The organism is Actinomycetota bacterium (assembly GCA_040754375.1).
Taxonomy (GTDB): domain Bacteria; phylum Actinomycetota; class Acidimicrobiia; order Acidimicrobiales; family AC-14; genus JBFMCT01.
Genome location: JBFMCT010000012.1, coordinates 48,545 through 63,710, shown reverse-complemented (window position 1 = coordinate 63,710; position 15,166 = coordinate 48,545). Strand labels below are relative to the sequence as shown.

14 protein-coding genes are annotated in these 15,166 nt (G+C 73.7%); 5 read left to right on the top strand and 9 right to left on the bottom strand.

Features of this window, described 5'->3' with window-relative positions:
* Positions 1–188 precede the first annotated feature (188 nt).
* Together AB1673_07455 and AB1673_07450 are read left to right on the top strand one after the other, a co-directional pair.
* Entirely contained in the window at positions 189–1,289 is a 1,101-nt protein-coding gene (locus tag AB1673_07455; protein ID MEW6153809.1) for an RDD family protein, read from the top strand.
* A complete protein-coding gene (locus AB1673_07450) occupies positions 1,286–1,990 on the top strand; it encodes a DUF4328 domain-containing protein (protein MEW6153808.1) in 705 nt (234 codons plus the stop codon). Before AB1673_07455 ends, AB1673_07450 begins: the two co-directional genes overlap by 4 nt.
* 127 nt (positions 1,991–2,117) lie before the next feature.
* Here the strand turns inward: AB1673_07450 and AB1673_07445 are convergent, their stop codons facing one another.
* The 3 genes from AB1673_07445 to AB1673_07435 are packed head-to-tail and all read right to left on the bottom strand — an operon-like array spanning position 2,118 to position 4,295.
* The gene (locus tag AB1673_07445; GenBank protein ID MEW6153807.1) at positions 2,118–2,930 is read right to left on the bottom strand and encodes a glycosyltransferase; all 813 of its coding nucleotides are present in this window, start codon (positions 2,928–2,930) and stop codon (positions 2,118–2,120) included.
* Positions 2,927–3,760 carry a hypothetical protein gene (locus tag AB1673_07440; protein ID MEW6153806.1) on the bottom strand — a complete coding sequence of 278 codons (834 nt, stop codon included), beginning with the start codon at positions 3,758–3,760 and terminating at the stop codon, positions 2,927–2,929. Before AB1673_07440 ends, AB1673_07445 begins: the two co-directional genes overlap by 4 nt.
* Positions 3,761–3,785: 25 nt before the next feature.
* On the bottom strand, positions 3,786–4,295 hold the full coding sequence (locus AB1673_07435; GenBank protein ID MEW6153805.1) for a DUF2269 family protein: 510 nt from the start codon (positions 4,293–4,295) through the stop codon (positions 3,786–3,788).
* A gap of 47 nt (positions 4,296–4,342) precedes the next feature.
* Here AB1673_07435 and AB1673_07430 point away from each other — a divergent pair, with 47 nt between their 5' ends.
* A complete protein-coding gene (locus AB1673_07430; GenBank protein MEW6153804.1) occupies positions 4,343–4,834 on the top strand; it encodes a hypothetical protein in 492 nt (163 codons plus the stop codon).
* Positions 4,835–4,872: 38 nt separating this feature from the next.
* On the opposite strand, the gene AB1673_07425 is transcribed toward AB1673_07430, so the two are convergent.
* A complete protein-coding gene (locus tag AB1673_07425; GenBank protein ID MEW6153803.1) occupies positions 4,873–5,082 on the bottom strand; it encodes a hypothetical protein in 210 nt (69 codons plus the stop codon).
* A gap of 89 nt (positions 5,083–5,171) precedes the next feature.
* Positions 5,172–6,554 (bottom strand): class II fumarate hydratase, encoded by a 1,383-nt coding sequence (locus AB1673_07420; protein MEW6153802.1) that lies wholly within the window; start codon positions 6,552–6,554, stop codon positions 5,172–5,174.
* 217 nt (positions 6,555–6,771) lie between these two features.
* Between AB1673_07420 and AB1673_07415 the strand changes: the two genes are divergently transcribed.
* Together AB1673_07415 and AB1673_07410 are read left to right on the top strand one after the other, a co-directional pair.
* On the top strand, positions 6,772–9,123 hold the full coding sequence (locus AB1673_07415; GenBank protein MEW6153801.1) for an MMPL family transporter: 2,352 nt from the start codon (positions 6,772–6,774) through the stop codon (positions 9,121–9,123).
* 135 nt (positions 9,124–9,258) lie between these two features.
* Entirely contained in the window at positions 9,259–10,353 is a 1,095-nt protein-coding gene (locus AB1673_07410) for a C40 family peptidase (protein ID MEW6153800.1), read from the top strand.
* A gap of 10 nt (positions 10,354–10,363) precedes the next feature.
* Here the strand turns inward: AB1673_07410 and AB1673_07405 are convergent, their stop codons facing one another.
* The 4 genes from AB1673_07405 to AB1673_07390 are packed head-to-tail and all read right to left on the bottom strand — an operon-like array spanning position 10,364 to position 15,073.
* On the bottom strand, positions 10,364–11,587 hold the full coding sequence (locus tag AB1673_07405) for a YncE family protein (protein ID MEW6153799.1): 1,224 nt from the start codon (positions 11,585–11,587) through the stop codon (positions 10,364–10,366).
* Positions 11,588–11,643: 56 nt separating this feature from the next.
* Positions 11,644–13,359, bottom strand: coding sequence for an ABC transporter permease subunit (locus AB1673_07400; GenBank protein ID MEW6153798.1), 1,716 nt, complete (start codon positions 13,357–13,359; stop codon positions 11,644–11,646).
* Positions 13,356–14,138 carry an ATP-binding cassette domain-containing protein gene (locus AB1673_07395; protein MEW6153797.1) on the bottom strand — a complete coding sequence of 261 codons (783 nt, stop codon included), beginning with the start codon at positions 14,136–14,138 and terminating at the stop codon, positions 13,356–13,358. The genes AB1673_07400 and AB1673_07395 overlap by 4 nt, the downstream gene beginning before the upstream one ends.
* Positions 14,135–15,073, bottom strand: coding sequence for a putative selenate ABC transporter substrate-binding protein (locus AB1673_07390; GenBank protein MEW6153796.1), 939 nt, complete (start codon positions 15,071–15,073; stop codon positions 14,135–14,137). Before AB1673_07390 ends, AB1673_07395 begins: the two co-directional genes overlap by 4 nt.
* Between the last annotated feature and the right edge of the window lie 93 nt (positions 15,074–15,166).

Here is a 15,166-nt window from a genome sequence, read left to right as displayed (position 1 = left end):
ACTTCCCCTCGGCCCGCCCCCGCCGCCTTCGTTCACGGCCTTGCCAGCCGGGCCCCCTCCCCGGCTAAAGCGCTCGGCCGGCCCCGCCGATAGCCACCGGGAACGGCGAACGTCGCGGCAACCGGCCGAGGGTGCCGCCGCCGGCCACAGAGAGGCGGCGCGGCGCGCTGCGACGGATGGAGACGAACATGGACGACACCGGGCGCAGGCGCGCCACACCCCCCCGAGGAGCCCCCAGGCCCGGGCCCGCTCCTCGCCGGCGGCCCGCAGCTTCACCCGGGGCGGGACCAGGCCCGGGCGGGGACGACCAGGACCGGGGCGCAGCCTCATTGCTGGCGGCGGCTGCCCGCCGCATGGCCGCCGAGAACGCCGACGCCCCGGTTGCCGGCTCGTCACCGGCCTCGAGTTGGCGACCCCGCGCTACCCCGCCGCCGCCCGCGGCCGGCCCGAAGGCCCCGCCGGTCGCCCGCCCTGGCCCCGAACTCGACCGGTCCCGCCCGCCTGCGGCTACGGCGGCCCCGGCCCCCGAGGCCGCTCCGGGCACCGGTGACGTTGCCGCCCAGTGGGCCGGCGTGGCTGCCGCGGCCCACCGCCAGGCGACCGAGCGGGCCGCTTGGCCGCCGCCCGTGGCGTCTGACCGCCAAGGCGGCCCACCTCCGGCGGGCGCGTACTACCCGCCCCCGGCCGCGGCCACCGGCACCACGGCCTACCCGCCACCACCGCCCCCGCCGACGCCCTCGCCGGCGCCCTCGCCGACGTGGTCGTCGGTGACCTACGGCCCTTGGTGGAAGCGGGCCGTCGCGGCTCTCATCGACTGGGCGGTGCTCAGCGTCCCCTCTGGCATCCTGCTCACGCTGGCCGGCGGCACGGCGACCGTCGACCCCGTCACCGACGAGATCGTCGTCACCAACCCCGGGCTGCTGATGGCCGTCTGGGCGGTGCTCATCGCCGGCTCGTTCGCCTACTACATCGTCATGGAGGGCAGCCGGGGGGCGACCGTCGGCAAGATGGCCATGGGCCTGCGGCTCCAGGACGCCGACACCGGCGCCCCCATCGGCTACGGGCTGGCCTTCGCCCGCCGGCTGGTCGCGGGCGTGCTGTGGGCGATGCTCTTCCTCCCCGGTGTGCTCAACCTGCTCTCGCCCTTGTGGGACAGGCGCCGCCAGACGTGGCACGACAAGTCGGTCAACGCCGTCGTGGTCGAGGTCTCGGCCGGGTCCCCGTCGAGCGGGCCCGCCATGGCTGCGGGGCCGGCCACCCCGATGGGCGCCAGGCCGGCCCAGTGGTGAACCTGGCCCCCGCCGGCTGGTACCCCGACCCGTCCGGCCAGGGGGGAATGCGGTGGTGGGACGGGGCAGCCTGGACCGCCGACCGCAGCCCGACCTCGTCGGCCACCGTCCCCGAGGACGAAACCGGGATCGCCCGCTGGGCCCGCACCGCCCTGCTGGTCGCCGCCCCCGCCCAGATCGTGTCCATGGCCGGCGGGTTGTTGGCCGTCCGGTGGTTCGTCGATGAGATCCGGCGGGCCGAGGACACCGGCCGGCCGCTGGCCTCCGAGCCCTGGGGTACGGGCGTCGAGACGCTCCTGCAGGTGGTGGGCGGGATCGGGGTCGTGACCGGCATCCTGTTCCTGGTCTGGTTCGCCCGTTCGGCGGCCAACGCCCAGGCGCTGGGCCTGCCCGCCCGGCGGACGCCGGCGGCCGGGGTGGCCGGGTTCATAGTCCCGGTCCTCAACCTGTGGTGGCCCTACGGCTCGGTCTCCGACCTCCTGCCCGACGGCCACCCCGACAAGCCGCTGGTCCTGCGCTGGTTCCTGCTGTGGGTGGTCGGCGGCCAGGTTGGCACCCTGATCGCCTTCGGTGCCGGGCTGGCCCAGCCGGCCGTGGGGTGGGCCCTGCTCAGCCTGCCGTCGGCCGCCATCGTGGCCGCCGCCATCGACGCCCGCCGCATCATCGCGGCGGCCGCCGAGGCCCACGGCCAGGCCCTCTAGTTCTGGTTGGCGTCCCGGCGCGGCGACACTGCAAAGGTGTTGGTCAGGGGCAGCTCGGGCGCCTCGGCGCCTAGCGCCGAACGCGAAAGACACCAGCCTTTCTGAACCGCCCGGCCGTCGAGCCTGCTCAGTGTTCGATGGTCATGTCACGCCATAGGAACCAGTAGGTCCGCCAGCGCACTACGCCCCGCACCGGCAGGCCGATGAGGTGCCAGAACATGCGCCACGTCTCCCGGCGCCCCTGGCGGGGGCCGTACTTCTCCCGCTTGGTGCGGTGGGTGACGCCCGCCATCGTGCGCACGGTCACGGGCAGGCGGCCCTCGCACACGACCTCGTTGAGCATGACCTCGATGTCGTAGCCCTGGCGGCGCTCGGGAGCCACGCCGTCCCACACCCACCGGGGCACGAGCCGCTCCCCGCTGGTCGGGGCCATCACCCGCACGACCGGGTTCCACCACCCGTAGTCGAACCACCCCACCGACATGGCCGCCCGCCCTTCCAGGACCGGCCGGCAGATGGCGTCGAGGTGCTCGGGCCGCAATCCGAGGCAGTCGGCGTCGCAGAACAGGAAGGCGTCGGCCCCACTGGCGGCCACCCCGGCGGCCATGGCCGCCCCCTTGGACCCGCTGCTCACCTCCCGGCGGACCACCTTGGCGCCCGCCGCCAGGGCGGCCTCGGCCGTCCCGTCGGAGGACCCGTCGTCGACGACGATGACCTCCGACGTGTGCTCGCACGCCAGGCAGGCCTCGACCACGGCGGCCACCGTGGCGACCTCGTTGCGAGCCGGGATCACGGCGTCGATGACCGGCCCGGGCGGGGCCGGCGGCTCGGGCCGGTAGGCCGGGCCCGGCGGCTCGGGCCGGTAGGCCGGGCCCGGCGGCTCGGGCCGGTAGGCCGGCGGCTCGGGCCGGTGAGCCGGGCCCGGCGGCTCGTCGGTCACCGGAGCTCGTCTCGGAGGGCCTCGAGCTCGGGGGCGGGCGGGCACGTCGGCCGTCCCGCCAGCTCGGCGGGAGCGGCCCGGCCCTCGGGGCCCACCGCCACCGTCGCCCAGTCCAGGGGGACGACCTCGCTCTCGGCGTACCACGGTGACCCCCGGCGGGCTAGGCGGGCGCCCACGGCGGCCCACAGGCCACCGGGCAGTACCCGGCCCTCGCCGGCTACCAGCCACACGGGGACGCCCATCCGGCCGGCCACGGCGGCCACCCCGGCCGTCCCGGCGGTGGCCACGAACCCATCCGGGCCCACGGCCAGGGCCTCCACCAAGACGGGCCCGCCCGCGGCCCCGGCGGCCGCCACCGCGGCCGCCGCCCCCGACGGAGGCACGATCTCGGCGTCGCTGCCCGCCCGCCGCAGCCAGGCAACGGCCCCCCCGGCGTCGTCGAAAGTGCCGCCCCCGGCGTCGACGACCAGTACGGTGACGTCCCCGCGGTCGAGAAGGGCTTCTCCCGCGTGCTCGGGCCACCCCACGACCACGACGGTGGTGTCCTCGGCCAGGGCCTCGGCCAACCGTGACGGCGTGGCGTCACGGGCCAGGTCTGTGGCTGCCCGCCGGGCCTCGGCCCCGGGGTCGGCGGCCGCCAGCACCCGGGCCGCCACCCACCACAGCGGGCCGCAGTCGGGCTGACGGTCGACGAGGCGCCGGCAGGCGGTCACCAGCGGGGCCGGACCGGCCTCCCAGCCAGCCAGGGCGGCGGCCGCCTCCCGGGCCAGGAGGGAGGGTTCCTGGCGGCCGGCGCGGGCCACGGCCCGCATCCGTTCGATCGGGTGCATCAGCCCCCGACGTTACCGACGGCCGTCAGGCGCCCGGCTTCCAGATCATCATGACCAAGATGGCCACCAGCAGCAGGTTGAGCACACCGCCCACCAGGGCCGCCTTGCGGCCCCGGGCCTCGAGCTCGGCCACCTGGGGCGGCGGCCCCGACGATCCCGGGGGTGGGCCGTCGGCCATCTCGGCCATCAGCCCGTTCATCTTCTTGATGTTGGGCATGTGCAGGCCGTGGACCAGCCCGATGGCCACGATGTAGAAGAGGAACGACATCGAGATCCACGTCTGGCTGAACTGCCAGGAGTCCTCGCTGGTGAGCACGAGCAGGATGCCGAACACCGGGACGGAGTAGATGAGCCACTCCGCGTAGGTCGACGTGACCTTGTAGGTCGCCTCGGCGATGGCCACCCCCTCGCGGCCCCGGCGGGCCTTGGCCTGGGCCCCGAAGGCGGGGGCCAGGATGGTGACGCCGAAGCCGGCGATGGCCGTGAAGATGTGGAGGAGGAGAAGGACCCGGTATAGCCCACCTGTCGTACCCATGGCGACGAACAGTAGTGGGCGGGCGGGAGTTGCTAGGTTTCGGCGCCGTGATCACCAACCCTCCGCCTGATCTGGTGCTGACACCGATCACAGGCCCGGGCCGGCCCGTGCGGGGTTGGCTCACGACGTTCCACCTCTTCGTAGTCGCCGTCGACCCCAACCGTGACCGCAGCGCCTGGATCGTGCCCACCGCCGCCCGCATCCTGTCCAACTACGAGCAGTCCGACTGCCGGGTCGCCTGGCTGGTGGCCGGCTACCCCGAGGACGCCCGCCGCCTGCTCGGGCGCTGGGCCCGGGAGGTGCTGACGTTCGTCGACCCCGAGCTGACGGCCATCAAGGCGTTCGGGCTGAGCTCGCTGCCGGCCGCCGTCCACCTGGGGATGGACGGCCAGGTGGTGAACGCGGCCGAAGGCTGGGACCCGCCCGCCTGGCGGGCACTGGCTGTCGAGCTGGCCCGCATCGTCCGCTGGAGCCACCCCCTGATCCCCGGCCCCAAGGACCCGGCCCCCTTCGAGGGCGCGCCGCTCCCCCAGGTCTAGGGGAACGGCACAGGGGGACAGCCCCGGCCAGCAGGGGCTCAGGCCTGGTCGGGCCAGGCGTTCGCCGGTTCCTCCTCGCCGGGGGTGAGGCTCAACGCCGCCAGCACCAGCAAGGCGGTGTCGGCGGCTCGCAGGTCGCCGGCTATCCACGTCGAACGCTGGACCGCCTCCACGCCGTCTGCCACCGACTTGGGGCGGACCCGCCGCCGGCGCAGCTCGGTCGCGAGCGTCGGCCCGTCTACGACCACTGGACGGCCTCCCCGCACCTCACCACCGACAAGCCTCGGTCCTCGGCCCTGTGGAGCACAAGGGGGCAAAGCTGTGGAACTGGGGATGTTCAGTCCAGAAGGCCGCCGCCGGCCATGGCGACCACGTCCAGGACCCGGTCGAGGTCACCGGCGGCCAGCAGGCCCTCGGCCAAGACGACCTCCCGCAGGGTACGGCCGGAGCGCATGGATTCGTGCACGACGTGGGCCGCCTTGTCGTAGCCGATGTGGGGGGCCAGGGCGGTGGCCAGGGCGGGCGAGGACTCCGCGTAGCGCCGGCAGCGGTCCCTGTCGGCCGCCAGCCCGCCCACGCACAGGTCGGCCAGGGCCCGCGACGCCCCCGCCAGAAGCCGGAGAGACTCCAGCACGTTGCGGGCCATCACGGGGACGGCCACGTTGAGCTCGAAGGTCCCCGTGGTCCCCGCGAAGGCCACGGCCGCGTCGTTGCCGATGACCTGGGCCACGACCTGGACCACGACCTCGGGGATCACGGGGTTGACCTTGCCGGGCATGATCGAGCTGCCGGGCTGGAGCTCGGGCAGGCGCACCTCGGCCAGGCCGGTCACCGGCCCGCTGGCCATGAGGCGCAGGTCGTTGGCCACCTTGACGAGCGACACGGCCACCGTGCGCAGGGCCCCCGACAGCTCCACCAGGGCGTCACGGCCGCCCTGGGCCTCGAAGTGGTCCCCCGCCTCCCGCAGGGGCAGGCCGGTCTCGGCCCCCAGCCGCGCTATGACGGCCGCCGCGAAGCCGGGCGGGGCGTTGATGCCCGTGCCCACGGCCGTCCCCCCCAGGGCCAGCTCGGCCAACCGGGGCACGACCGCCTCCAGGCGCGCCACCCCGTGCTCGACGGCGGTGGCGTAACCGCCCAGCTCCTGGCCCACGGTGACCGGGGTGGCGTCCATGTGGTGGGTACGGCCCGACTTGACCACACCCGCGGTCTCGGCCGCCTTGGCCCGCAGGGCGCCGGCCAGGTGGCCGAGAGCGGGCACCAGGTCAGCCCGCAGGGCGGCCAGTGCGGCCAGGTGCACGGCCGAGGGGAACACGTCGTTGGACGACTGCGAGGCGTTGACCTCGTCGTTGGGGTGGACGGGCCGGCCCAGCCGTTCGGAGGCCAGGTTGGCCAGGACCTCGTTGACGTTCATGTTCGTCGAGGTGCCCGAGCCTGTCTGGAACACGTCGACGGGGAACTGGTCGGCCCACAGGCCCTCGGCCACCTCGGAGGCGGCCCGCTCGACGGCGCCGGCCACGCCGGCCCCAATGACCCCGAGCCGGCCGTTCTCGGCGGCCGCCGCCCCCTTGATGCGGGCCAGGGCGCGCACGACCTCGCCGGGCATGGGTTGGCCCGACACCGTGAAGTTACGCACCGCCCGCTGGGTCTGCGCCCCCCAGCGGGCCTCGGCCGGCACCTCGACCTCTCCCAGCGAGTCGCGCTCGACCCGGTTGGCGCTCACAGCCGGCAAACTACCGGCCCCACCGGGCCGGCCGCCCAATTCCACCTGCCTGGGGAGCACGGCGCCGCCGTGCTCCCCATCCCCGCCCGGCTCGCTGGCGCTCGCGCGGTCGACTAACGGACCGTATGCGAACGTGCCATCCTGGGGCCGCGCTGGGGGGCGATGGGATCTGAGGGAGCTGCCCCGTCCACGGGGTGAGAGCAGGAGGGGACCGCCCGTGAGCAAGACCAGACCACCGGCCGACGCGCCGCCGGGCCGCCCGTCGCGCTTCGCCCGCCTCGGGTCGTGGTGCCACGACCACCGCAAGGCGGTGCTCGCCCTGTGGCTGGGCGCGCTGGTCATGTTCGGCGCCCTGTCCAGTTCGGTCGGTTCGGCCTTCCGGGACGAGTTCAGCCTGCCCGACGTGGAGTCCAAGCGGGGCTTCGACATCCTCGAGGCCCGGTTCGGCGGCCAGGGCACGGGCCAGTCGGGGACCATCGTGTTCCGGGCCTCCCAGGGCGTCGACGACCCGGCCGTGCAGCGGGCCATGTCGGCCCTGTTCGACGAGGTGGCCGCCATCGCCGAGGTGAGGCGGGTAGTCAGCCCCTACACGCCCGAGGGCGAGCGCCAGGTGTCGTCGACCGGCCAGATCGCCTATGCCACCGTCGAGCTGCCCGAGAACATCAACTTCGAGCGGGCCAACGAGATCGGCCGGGAGATCGAAGCCGACGCCCCACCCATCGCCGGCCTGGAGGTCGAGCTGGGGGGGATCATCTTCGCCCCCTTTGAGGAGCCGTCGTCGGAGATCATCGGCCTGGGCTTCGCCATCGTCATCCTGATCGTGGCCTTCGGCTCGGTCCTGGCCATGGGCCTGCCCATCGGCGTGGCCCTGTTCGGCATAGGCATCGGCGTCACCCTCATCAGCCTGCTCAGCCAGCTACTGACCATCCCCGACTTCGCCACCTTCCTGGGCATCATGATCGGCCTCGGGGTCGGCATCGATTACGCCCTGCTCATCGTCACCCGCTACCGCGAGCAGCTCCACTCCGGGCACACCGTGAGGGAGTCGGTGACGATCGCCCTCGACACCGCCGGCCGGTCGGTGCTCTTCGCGGGGACGACGGTGATCATCTCCCTGCTGGGCATGCTGCTCATGGGCGTGAGCTTCGTCCAGGGCCTATCGGTGGGCGCAGCCTCGGTCGTGTTCGTGACGGTGGTGGCGTCGATGACCCTGCTGCCCGCCTTGCTCGGGTTCGCGGGCCACAAGATCGAGGTCACCCGCTGGCGGGGCGTGATCGCCGCCGGCCTGGTGGCCATCGCCCTGGTGGGCTTCGGCCTGAAGTTCGCCCCCCTCACCGTCGGCCTCCCCCTGGCCGCCGTCGTGCTCATCGCCGGGTTCTTCGCCCGGCCCCTGCGGCGGGAGCTGAAGCGCCGCCCGCCCAAGCCGCTGCGCCAGACCCTGGCCTACCGGTGGAGCCGGGTCATCCAGCGCCGGCCCTGGACGGCCGCCCTGGGGGCCACCGTGGCCCTGATCGTGCTTGCCCTGCCCATGCTGGCCCTGCGCCTCGGGTTCTCCGACGAGAGCAACTACGCCGACAGCACCACCACCAAGCAGGCCTACAACCTGCTCGTCGAGGGTTTCGGGCCCGGTTTCAACGGGCCCCTGCTGCTGGTGGCCGAGGTCCCCGAGGGTCGAGGGCCGGTCGACTTCGAGGCCGTCAACCGGGCCCTCTCGGGCGACCGAGGGGTGGCCTTCATCTCGCCCCCCAACCCCAACGACCCCGACCGCCCCACGGCCGTGCTGTGGAACCTGGTGCCGACCAGCGGGCCCCAGGAGGAAGCCACCGCCCAGCTCCTGGACCGGCTGCGCGACGACCTGCTGCCGCCCGTGGCCCAGTCCACCGGCCTCCAGGTGGCCGTGACCGGCACGGTGGCCGTGAACTCCGACTTCGCCGACTTCCTCACGTCGCGGCTCCCGCTGTTCTTCGGGGTCGTGCTCACCCTGTCGTTCCTGCTGCTGATGGCCGTGTTCCGCTCGGTCCTGGTGCCGGTCAAGGCCGTGATCATGAACCTGCTGTCCATCGGCGGGGCCTACGGCATCGTCGTCGCCCTCTTCCAGTGGGGTTGGCTGAGCGCCTTGACGGGCGTGCAACCGGCGCCCATCGAGCCCTGGGCGCCGATGATGCTGTTCGCCATCGTGTTCGGCCTGTCGATGGACTACGAGGTGTTCCTGCTGTCGAGGGTGCGCGAGGAGTGGCGGCGCACGGGCGACAGCCGGACCTCGGTGGCCGACGGCCTGGCCGCCACCGCCAAGGTCATCACCGCCGCGGCCGCCATCATGGTGTTCATCTTCGGCAGCTTCATCCTCGAGCCCGACCGGGTCGTGAAGCTGATGGGGACGGGCCTGGCCACTGCCATCCTGCTCGACGCCACCGTGGTGCGAATGCTGCTCGTGCCGGCCACCATGGAGCTGCTGGGGGACCGCAACTGGTGGCTGCCCCGGTGGCTCGACCGGGTGCTGCCCCGGGTCGACGTGGAGGGCCACGTCGAGTTGCCCGATCCCGAGGGCGAACCGGCCGTCGTCGCGTAACCCGTGGGGCTCCTTGCAGGGGGGGAGGACCGGCGTTAGCCTTCGGCGATACCGAGAACCCCGAAAGGCAGTGAGGTTTAGCTGTTGACCCCACGGCGTCGTAGGACTCTCGGCGTCCTCGTCGGGATCGCGTTCATGCTTCCCGTATCGGCGCCTCTGCCCGCGCGCGGCCAGACCGTCGACGAGAAGCGGGTTGAGGCGGCCCGCCTGGCCGACCAGCTCGAGGCCCAGGGCACGCAGGTGAGCATGGCCGCCGAGAGGTTCAACCGCGCCCAGCTGGCCCTGGCCGAAGTGCAGGAGTCGATGGCCCGGGCCGAGGCCGACATGGCCCGCTCCTCCGAACGCATGGCCGGGGTCAAGGCCCGGCTGGCCGACGTGGCCGTAATGGCCTATGTGAGCGGGGGCCACACCGCCACCCTCAGCCGCCTGGCCCGCAGCACCGACCACGTCGACCTGGCCGTGCGCCGCCAGTACATGCAGGTCACGGCGGCCGACCAGCGGACCGTCCTGGGCGAGCTGCGGGCCGCCCGCGAGGACTTGGCCGAGAGGACGGCCCGGCTGGCCGCAGAGGAGCGGGAGGCCAAGGAGGCGGCCGGCGAGGCCGACGACCGGCGCCGCCAGGCGATGGCCGCCGAGGAGGCCCAGCGGGCCCTGCTGGTGCGGGCCCAGGGCGAGCTGGCCGACCTGGTGGCCGCCGAGGAGGCCCGCCGGGCGGCCGAGGAGGCGGCCCGGCGCCCGGCCCCCACCCAGATGGCCGCCCCCCCGGCGGCGGCGGCTCCCGCGGCGGCTGCCCCGGCAGCCGAGACCCCGGCGGCCGGCTCACCCCAGGTGGCCGCGGCCGCCCCCTCGGGGGGGACCGTGCCCCCGTCGTCCAAGGCGGCCATCGCCGTGGCCACGGCCGAGGCCCAGATCGGCAAGCCCTACGTATGGGGCGGGTCGGGGCCGGACTCGTTCGACTGCTCGGGCCTCACCGCCTACGCCTGGAGGGCGGCCGGCGTCCACCTGTCCCACTCGGCCTACACCCAGTGGTTCGAGACGACCAGGGTGCCCATCGACCAGATCCAGCCCGGCGACCTGCTGTTCTTCGGCAAGGACGGGGTGGAGAGCATCCACCACAACGCCATCTACGTGGGCGGCGGACAGATGGTCGAGGCCTCCCAGACGGGCGTGCCCATCCGCTACCGGGGCTGGCGCTCGATCGACCTGGTGGGCGCCGGACGCCCGGGCTGAGAGGCCGGGCTCAGCGGTAGACGCCGTTGTGGCCGACGCTGAAGCGGCCGGGCTGGGGGTAGAAGGCCACACCGTGGGCGCCGGCCCCGGTGGGGATCACCTTGATGACCGAGCCGTCGTTGGTGTCGATGACCGACACGCTGCCGTGGAACCGGTTCGACACCCAGATCTGGCTGCCGTCGGTCGAGACCTGGAGCATGTCAGGGCTACCCCCCACCTTCCAGGTGGCCGTGACCTCGTTGCGGACCGGGTCGATGACCGAGATCGAGCCGGCCAGGCGGTTGCTCACGAACAGCCGCTTGGTGTCGCGGCTGTAGTTGAGCCCGTGGGCGCCCCGGTCGGTGGCGATGAAAGCCAGTTCCTTCATGGTGTCGGGGTCGATGACGTGGACCCCGTGGGTGCCCTGGTTGGTCACGTAGAACACCGAGCCGTCGGGGGACATCTTCACGTCGATGGGCAGGCCACCCACGTGGATGTAGTCGGCCACCTCCATCTTCTCGTTGTCGACCTTGACGATGTGGCCGCTGAACTCGGTGCTGGCGATCAGGTAGCGGCCGTCATGGGTGAAGTCCATGTGGTCGACCCCCGCCCCCGGGATCTTCACGCTCTTGATCAGCTCCCACGTGTGGGGGTCGCGGTAGTCGAGGCGCTGGAGGCGCTCGGCCACCACGATGGCCTTGGTGCCGTCGGGCGTGAAGTAGAGGTTGTAGGGATCGATGATGTCGAGGGTCTCCACCGGCTTCGACGTGCGGGGGTCGAGGACCGTGAGCTGGTTGCCCTCGGTGTTGTTGATGTAGAGCTTGGTCATGTCCCACGACGGGGTCACGTGGTGGGGCACCCACGACGTGCTGTAGCGGGCCACCACCTCGAAGGTCGCCGGGTCGATGACCGTGAGGGTGTGGGCGTCGCTGTTGGGCACGTAGACCCGCACCGGCATGTCAGCCAGGGCCGGGCTCACCTGGCCCATGGTGTGGGCCAGGTAGTTGGGGGGCCCGGGCGGGAGCGTCGTGGTAGTAGTCGCGGGCTCGGGGGCGGGGGCGGGGGCGCCGGGCTGGCCGGCCGCCGCGCCTTCGGCCGGCGGGCGCAGCCACCCTAGGAAACCGCCAGCGCGCGGGTCGTCGGGCAGGCCGGCCCACGACGGGCGCGGCCCGGCCGAGACCGTGTCGCCTTGGCCTCCCTCGGTGGTCGAGCACGCTCCCGCCGCCAGCGCCATCGCCACCAAACCGACTGTCACCGCCCGCCTCATAGTTCACTCGTGAATATACGCCTGGCCGGCAGGGCCCGGTGACATCAGCGCAGGGAGCGGCGGGCAGCCGCGCTGACGAGGTCGATGACCACTGAGACGGCGATGAGGGCGGCCACCGTCCCCACCATGGCGCTGTAGTCGAAGGCGGCCCGCTGCTGTTCGAGCAGCCGGCCCAGCCCCCCGGCACCCACCACCCCCACCACCACGGTCTCGCGGGCCGCCACCTCCCACCGGTAGAGGGCGTAGGCCGCGAACCGGCCGGCCGACATGGGCAGGGTGGCGTAGGCGAAGGCCGACACGGCCGGGGCCCCCAGCGCCCGCAGGGCCAGGGCGGGCCGGGGGTCGAGGTTCTCCACGACCTCGGACATGAGCCGGCCGAGGATCCCGAAGTTGTAGATGCCCAGGGCCAGCGCCCCCGGCAGGGGGCCGGGGAAGACGACGAACAGCACGAGCAGCGCCCACACCGGCGGCGGGATGGCCCGGGTCAGCAGGAGCACGGCCCTGGCCTGGGCCGCAGCCACCCGCCGGGCCGGGCCGCCGCCGCCCCGAGCGGCCACGAAGGCGACTCCCACGGCCAGCGCACTGGCCAGGGCGATGGCCAGCAGGGACATCTGCACCGTTTCCAGGCTGCGGCGTATGAGGCCCGCCCACCCGTCCACCGGGAGCGACGGCGGCCAGGCTGACGCCGCGATCTCGGCGGCCAGCCGGCGGGTCTGGGCCGAGACCAGGCGCCCCACGTCGGGGCCGAGCTTGACCACGCTGGCCACCACCAGCACGGCCGCGGCCACGACCGACGCCTTCACCCGCCCCGGTGACGCCCTCCGCCGCAGGCGGGCCCCCCACATGTCGGCCAGGGCGCTGACGGCCACCAGGGCGTAGATCAGCGTCCACATCTCCTCGTAGCGCAGGGACTGGAAGCTGAGGTTGAGCTGGAAGCCGAGCCCCCCGGCGCCGATCATGCCCAGGATGACGGCCGAGCGCACCGAGCACTCGAACCGGTAGAAGGCGTAGGAGACGATCTCGGCCCGGGCCACGGGGAACACGGCGTAGGCCAGGGCCGCCATCCGGCCGGAGCCCGCGGCCCGCAATGCCTCGTACGGCCCCCGGGCCGTCTCGTCGATCAGGTCGGCGTACACCTTGGCCGTGACCGCCCCGAAGGGGATGGCGATGGCCAGGACGCCGACCATCGGGTCCCGGCCCAAGATGCTGACCAGGAACAGCCCCCACACGGCCTCGTGCACCCCCCGGGGCAACCCGTTGGCCAACCGGCCCACGAACCACCCGGGCCGCAGCCCGTCCCGCCGCCGGCCCGTCCCGCCGGTGCGGCCCGCCCCGGGCCGGCGCCACCACGTCTCGCTCGTCAGGACACCACCGACCAGCCCCAGGAGCACGGCCAGAGCGGTGCCCAGGACGGCGAAGGCCACTGTGACCAGGGTGGCGTCGAGGGTCAGGCGCAGGAAGCCGGAGGACAGCTCGGGGGACACGGCCGCCCGCCAGAAGCGGCCCATGACCGTCCAGCCCCCGCTGTTGACGACCTCCTGGCGCCCCACCCCGGCCGACCACAGGGACCAGCCCACGGCCGCGGCCAGGCCCACGAGCCACCAGCGGGCCGCCCGGCGGTGGCCCGGCCGGCGCCGGCGCCCGCGGGCTGCGCCCCCGTCGCCCCTGTCGCCCCCGTCGCCCGCGTCGCCGGGCCCGTCCGGTCCGGTGAAGAGGCCGAACTCGTGCTCGGTGAGGTCGGTGAGGTCGCGGGTCGTCAACGGGCGGCGATCCGGTAGAGGGCCGAGCCCATCTCGTCGGTGACCTCGGCCGCCGGCAGGTCGAACACGACCCGGCCGGCCCGCACCCCGACGACCCGGTCGCACCGCTCCCGGGCCAGGTCGAAGTCGTGGAGGCTGACCAGCAGGGCGGGGGCGGGACCGTCGCCGGTCCCAGCCTCGCCTCCCGACGCCACCGCGGCCAGCAGGTCCATGACCTCGCCGGCCCGGGCCGGGTCGAGGCTGGACACGGGTTCGTCGGCCAGGACCAGGTCGGGGCGCTGGACCAGCACCCGGGCCAGGGCGACCCGCTGCTGCTCACCCCCCGACAGTGCGTCGGTGCGTTCGAACAGCTTGCCGGCGATGCCCACCTGGGCCAGGGCGGCACGGGCAGCGTCGACCTCGACGGGGCGCACCAGCGAGCGCAGGGCCCGGCCCCGCCCCCACCAACCCAGGCGCCCGGCGTTGACGTTGTGGACGACCCGAACGGGCCCGACCAGGTCGAGCTGCTGGTAGACGGTCCCCACCCGCCGGCGCATGGCTCTCAGTTCCCGGGGACCGGCCGTGGCCAGGTCGGTGCCGAGCACGGTCACCGTCCCGGCGGCCGGGGCCACGGTGGCGTTGCACAGCCGTAAGGCCGTCGTCTTGCCCGCCCCGCTGGGGCCGACCAGCGCCACGCGCTGGCCGGCCCCGACCTCGAGGTCGAACCCGTCGAGGGCCACGTTGGTGCCCAGCTCCACCCGTACCCCCCGCAGGGAGACGGCCGGGCCGGTACCGGTCACGAGATGAGCCGGAGCTTGCGGCCGATCGACTCGATCTCGCGGTAGTGACCCGCTTCGGTGGGGATGAACTTCTTGGCCGAGTAGAGGTCGAGCAGGCGGGTGTGCTCGGGGTTGGCGTAGTCGAGGGCCAGCAGGGCCGCCTTGGCCTTCTCCGCGAACCCGGCGCCGAAACGCTCGTCGGTGCGAGGCCCGGCGATCCAGTGGTAGTCCCGGTAGGGCGGCGTGCGGAAGACCTCCACGACCTTGGTCTGGTCGACCGTGCCGGCCGCCTTGCGCCGGTCCCACACAGCCGCGTTGAGGGCACCCCCGTCGAACGAACCGGCCTCGACCAGGTCGACGGTCTTGTCGTGGGACCCGGAGTAACCGGGTGCCCCGGTGAAGTCCCGCTCGCTGGTCACACCCGCCTGGTCGAGGAAGAACTCGGGCATGAGCCGTCCCGAGGTCGACGACTCGGACCCGAACGTGAACCGCTTGCCCTTGAAGGCGGCCAGCCCGGCCACGTCGGTCATCGGCCCGACGCCGCTGCCGGTGCCGGCGATGAACACCGACCGGAAGGCGTCGTCGACGTCGCGCTGGGCCAGCAGCGTCGACCCCGGGGCCTGCAGGCGGGCCTGCACCCCGGTCAGGCCCCCGAAGAAGACCATGTCGAGGTCACCCGCCCGGAACAGGCTCACCGAGGCCGCGTAGTCGCTCACGGGCACGTACTCGACCTTCACGCCCAGGGCGGCCGCCAGATAGGTGGCCATGGCGCTGTTGATCTCGACCAGCTTGGCCGGGTCCTGGTCGGGGATGGCGCTGATGCGCAGGGTGCGGTCGCCCGAAGGCGCCGGCTGGGTGGCACTGGGAGAGCTGTCGTCCCCGCACGCGGCGGCCGTCAGGGCCAGGGCGGCGACGAGGGAAAGGGTGGCGCGGGTGCGCCACGGGGCAGAACGCATGATCGTCCTCCGGGGTTGTCCTCGAACTTCAGGGAAGCAACCACCGCGGAGGCCGGATCACTCGAAGGGCGAGCCGCGGTGGTCGTCGGCACC

What these genes read in the sequence shown, in the direction of transcription:
- AB1673_07410 (MEW6153800.1), top strand. Translation starts at nt 9,259, where the DNA reads ATGCTTCCCGTATCGGCGCCTCTGCCCGCGCGCGGCCAGACCGTCGAC.
- AB1673_07455 (MEW6153809.1), top strand. Translation starts at nt 189, where the DNA reads ATGGACGACACCGGGCGCAGGCGCGCCACACCCCCCCGAGGAGCCCCC.
- AB1673_07435 (MEW6153805.1), bottom strand. Translation starts at nt 4,295, where the DNA reads ATGGGTACGACAGGTGGGCTATACCGGGTCCTTCTCCTCCTCCACATC.
- AB1673_07390 (MEW6153796.1), bottom strand. Translation starts at nt 15,073, where the DNA reads ATGCGTTCTGCCCCGTGGCGCACCCGCGCCACCCTTTCCCTCGTCGCC.
- AB1673_07440 (MEW6153806.1), bottom strand. Translation starts at nt 3,760, where the DNA reads ATGCACCCGATCGAACGGATGCGGGCCGTGGCCCGCGCCGGCCGCCAG.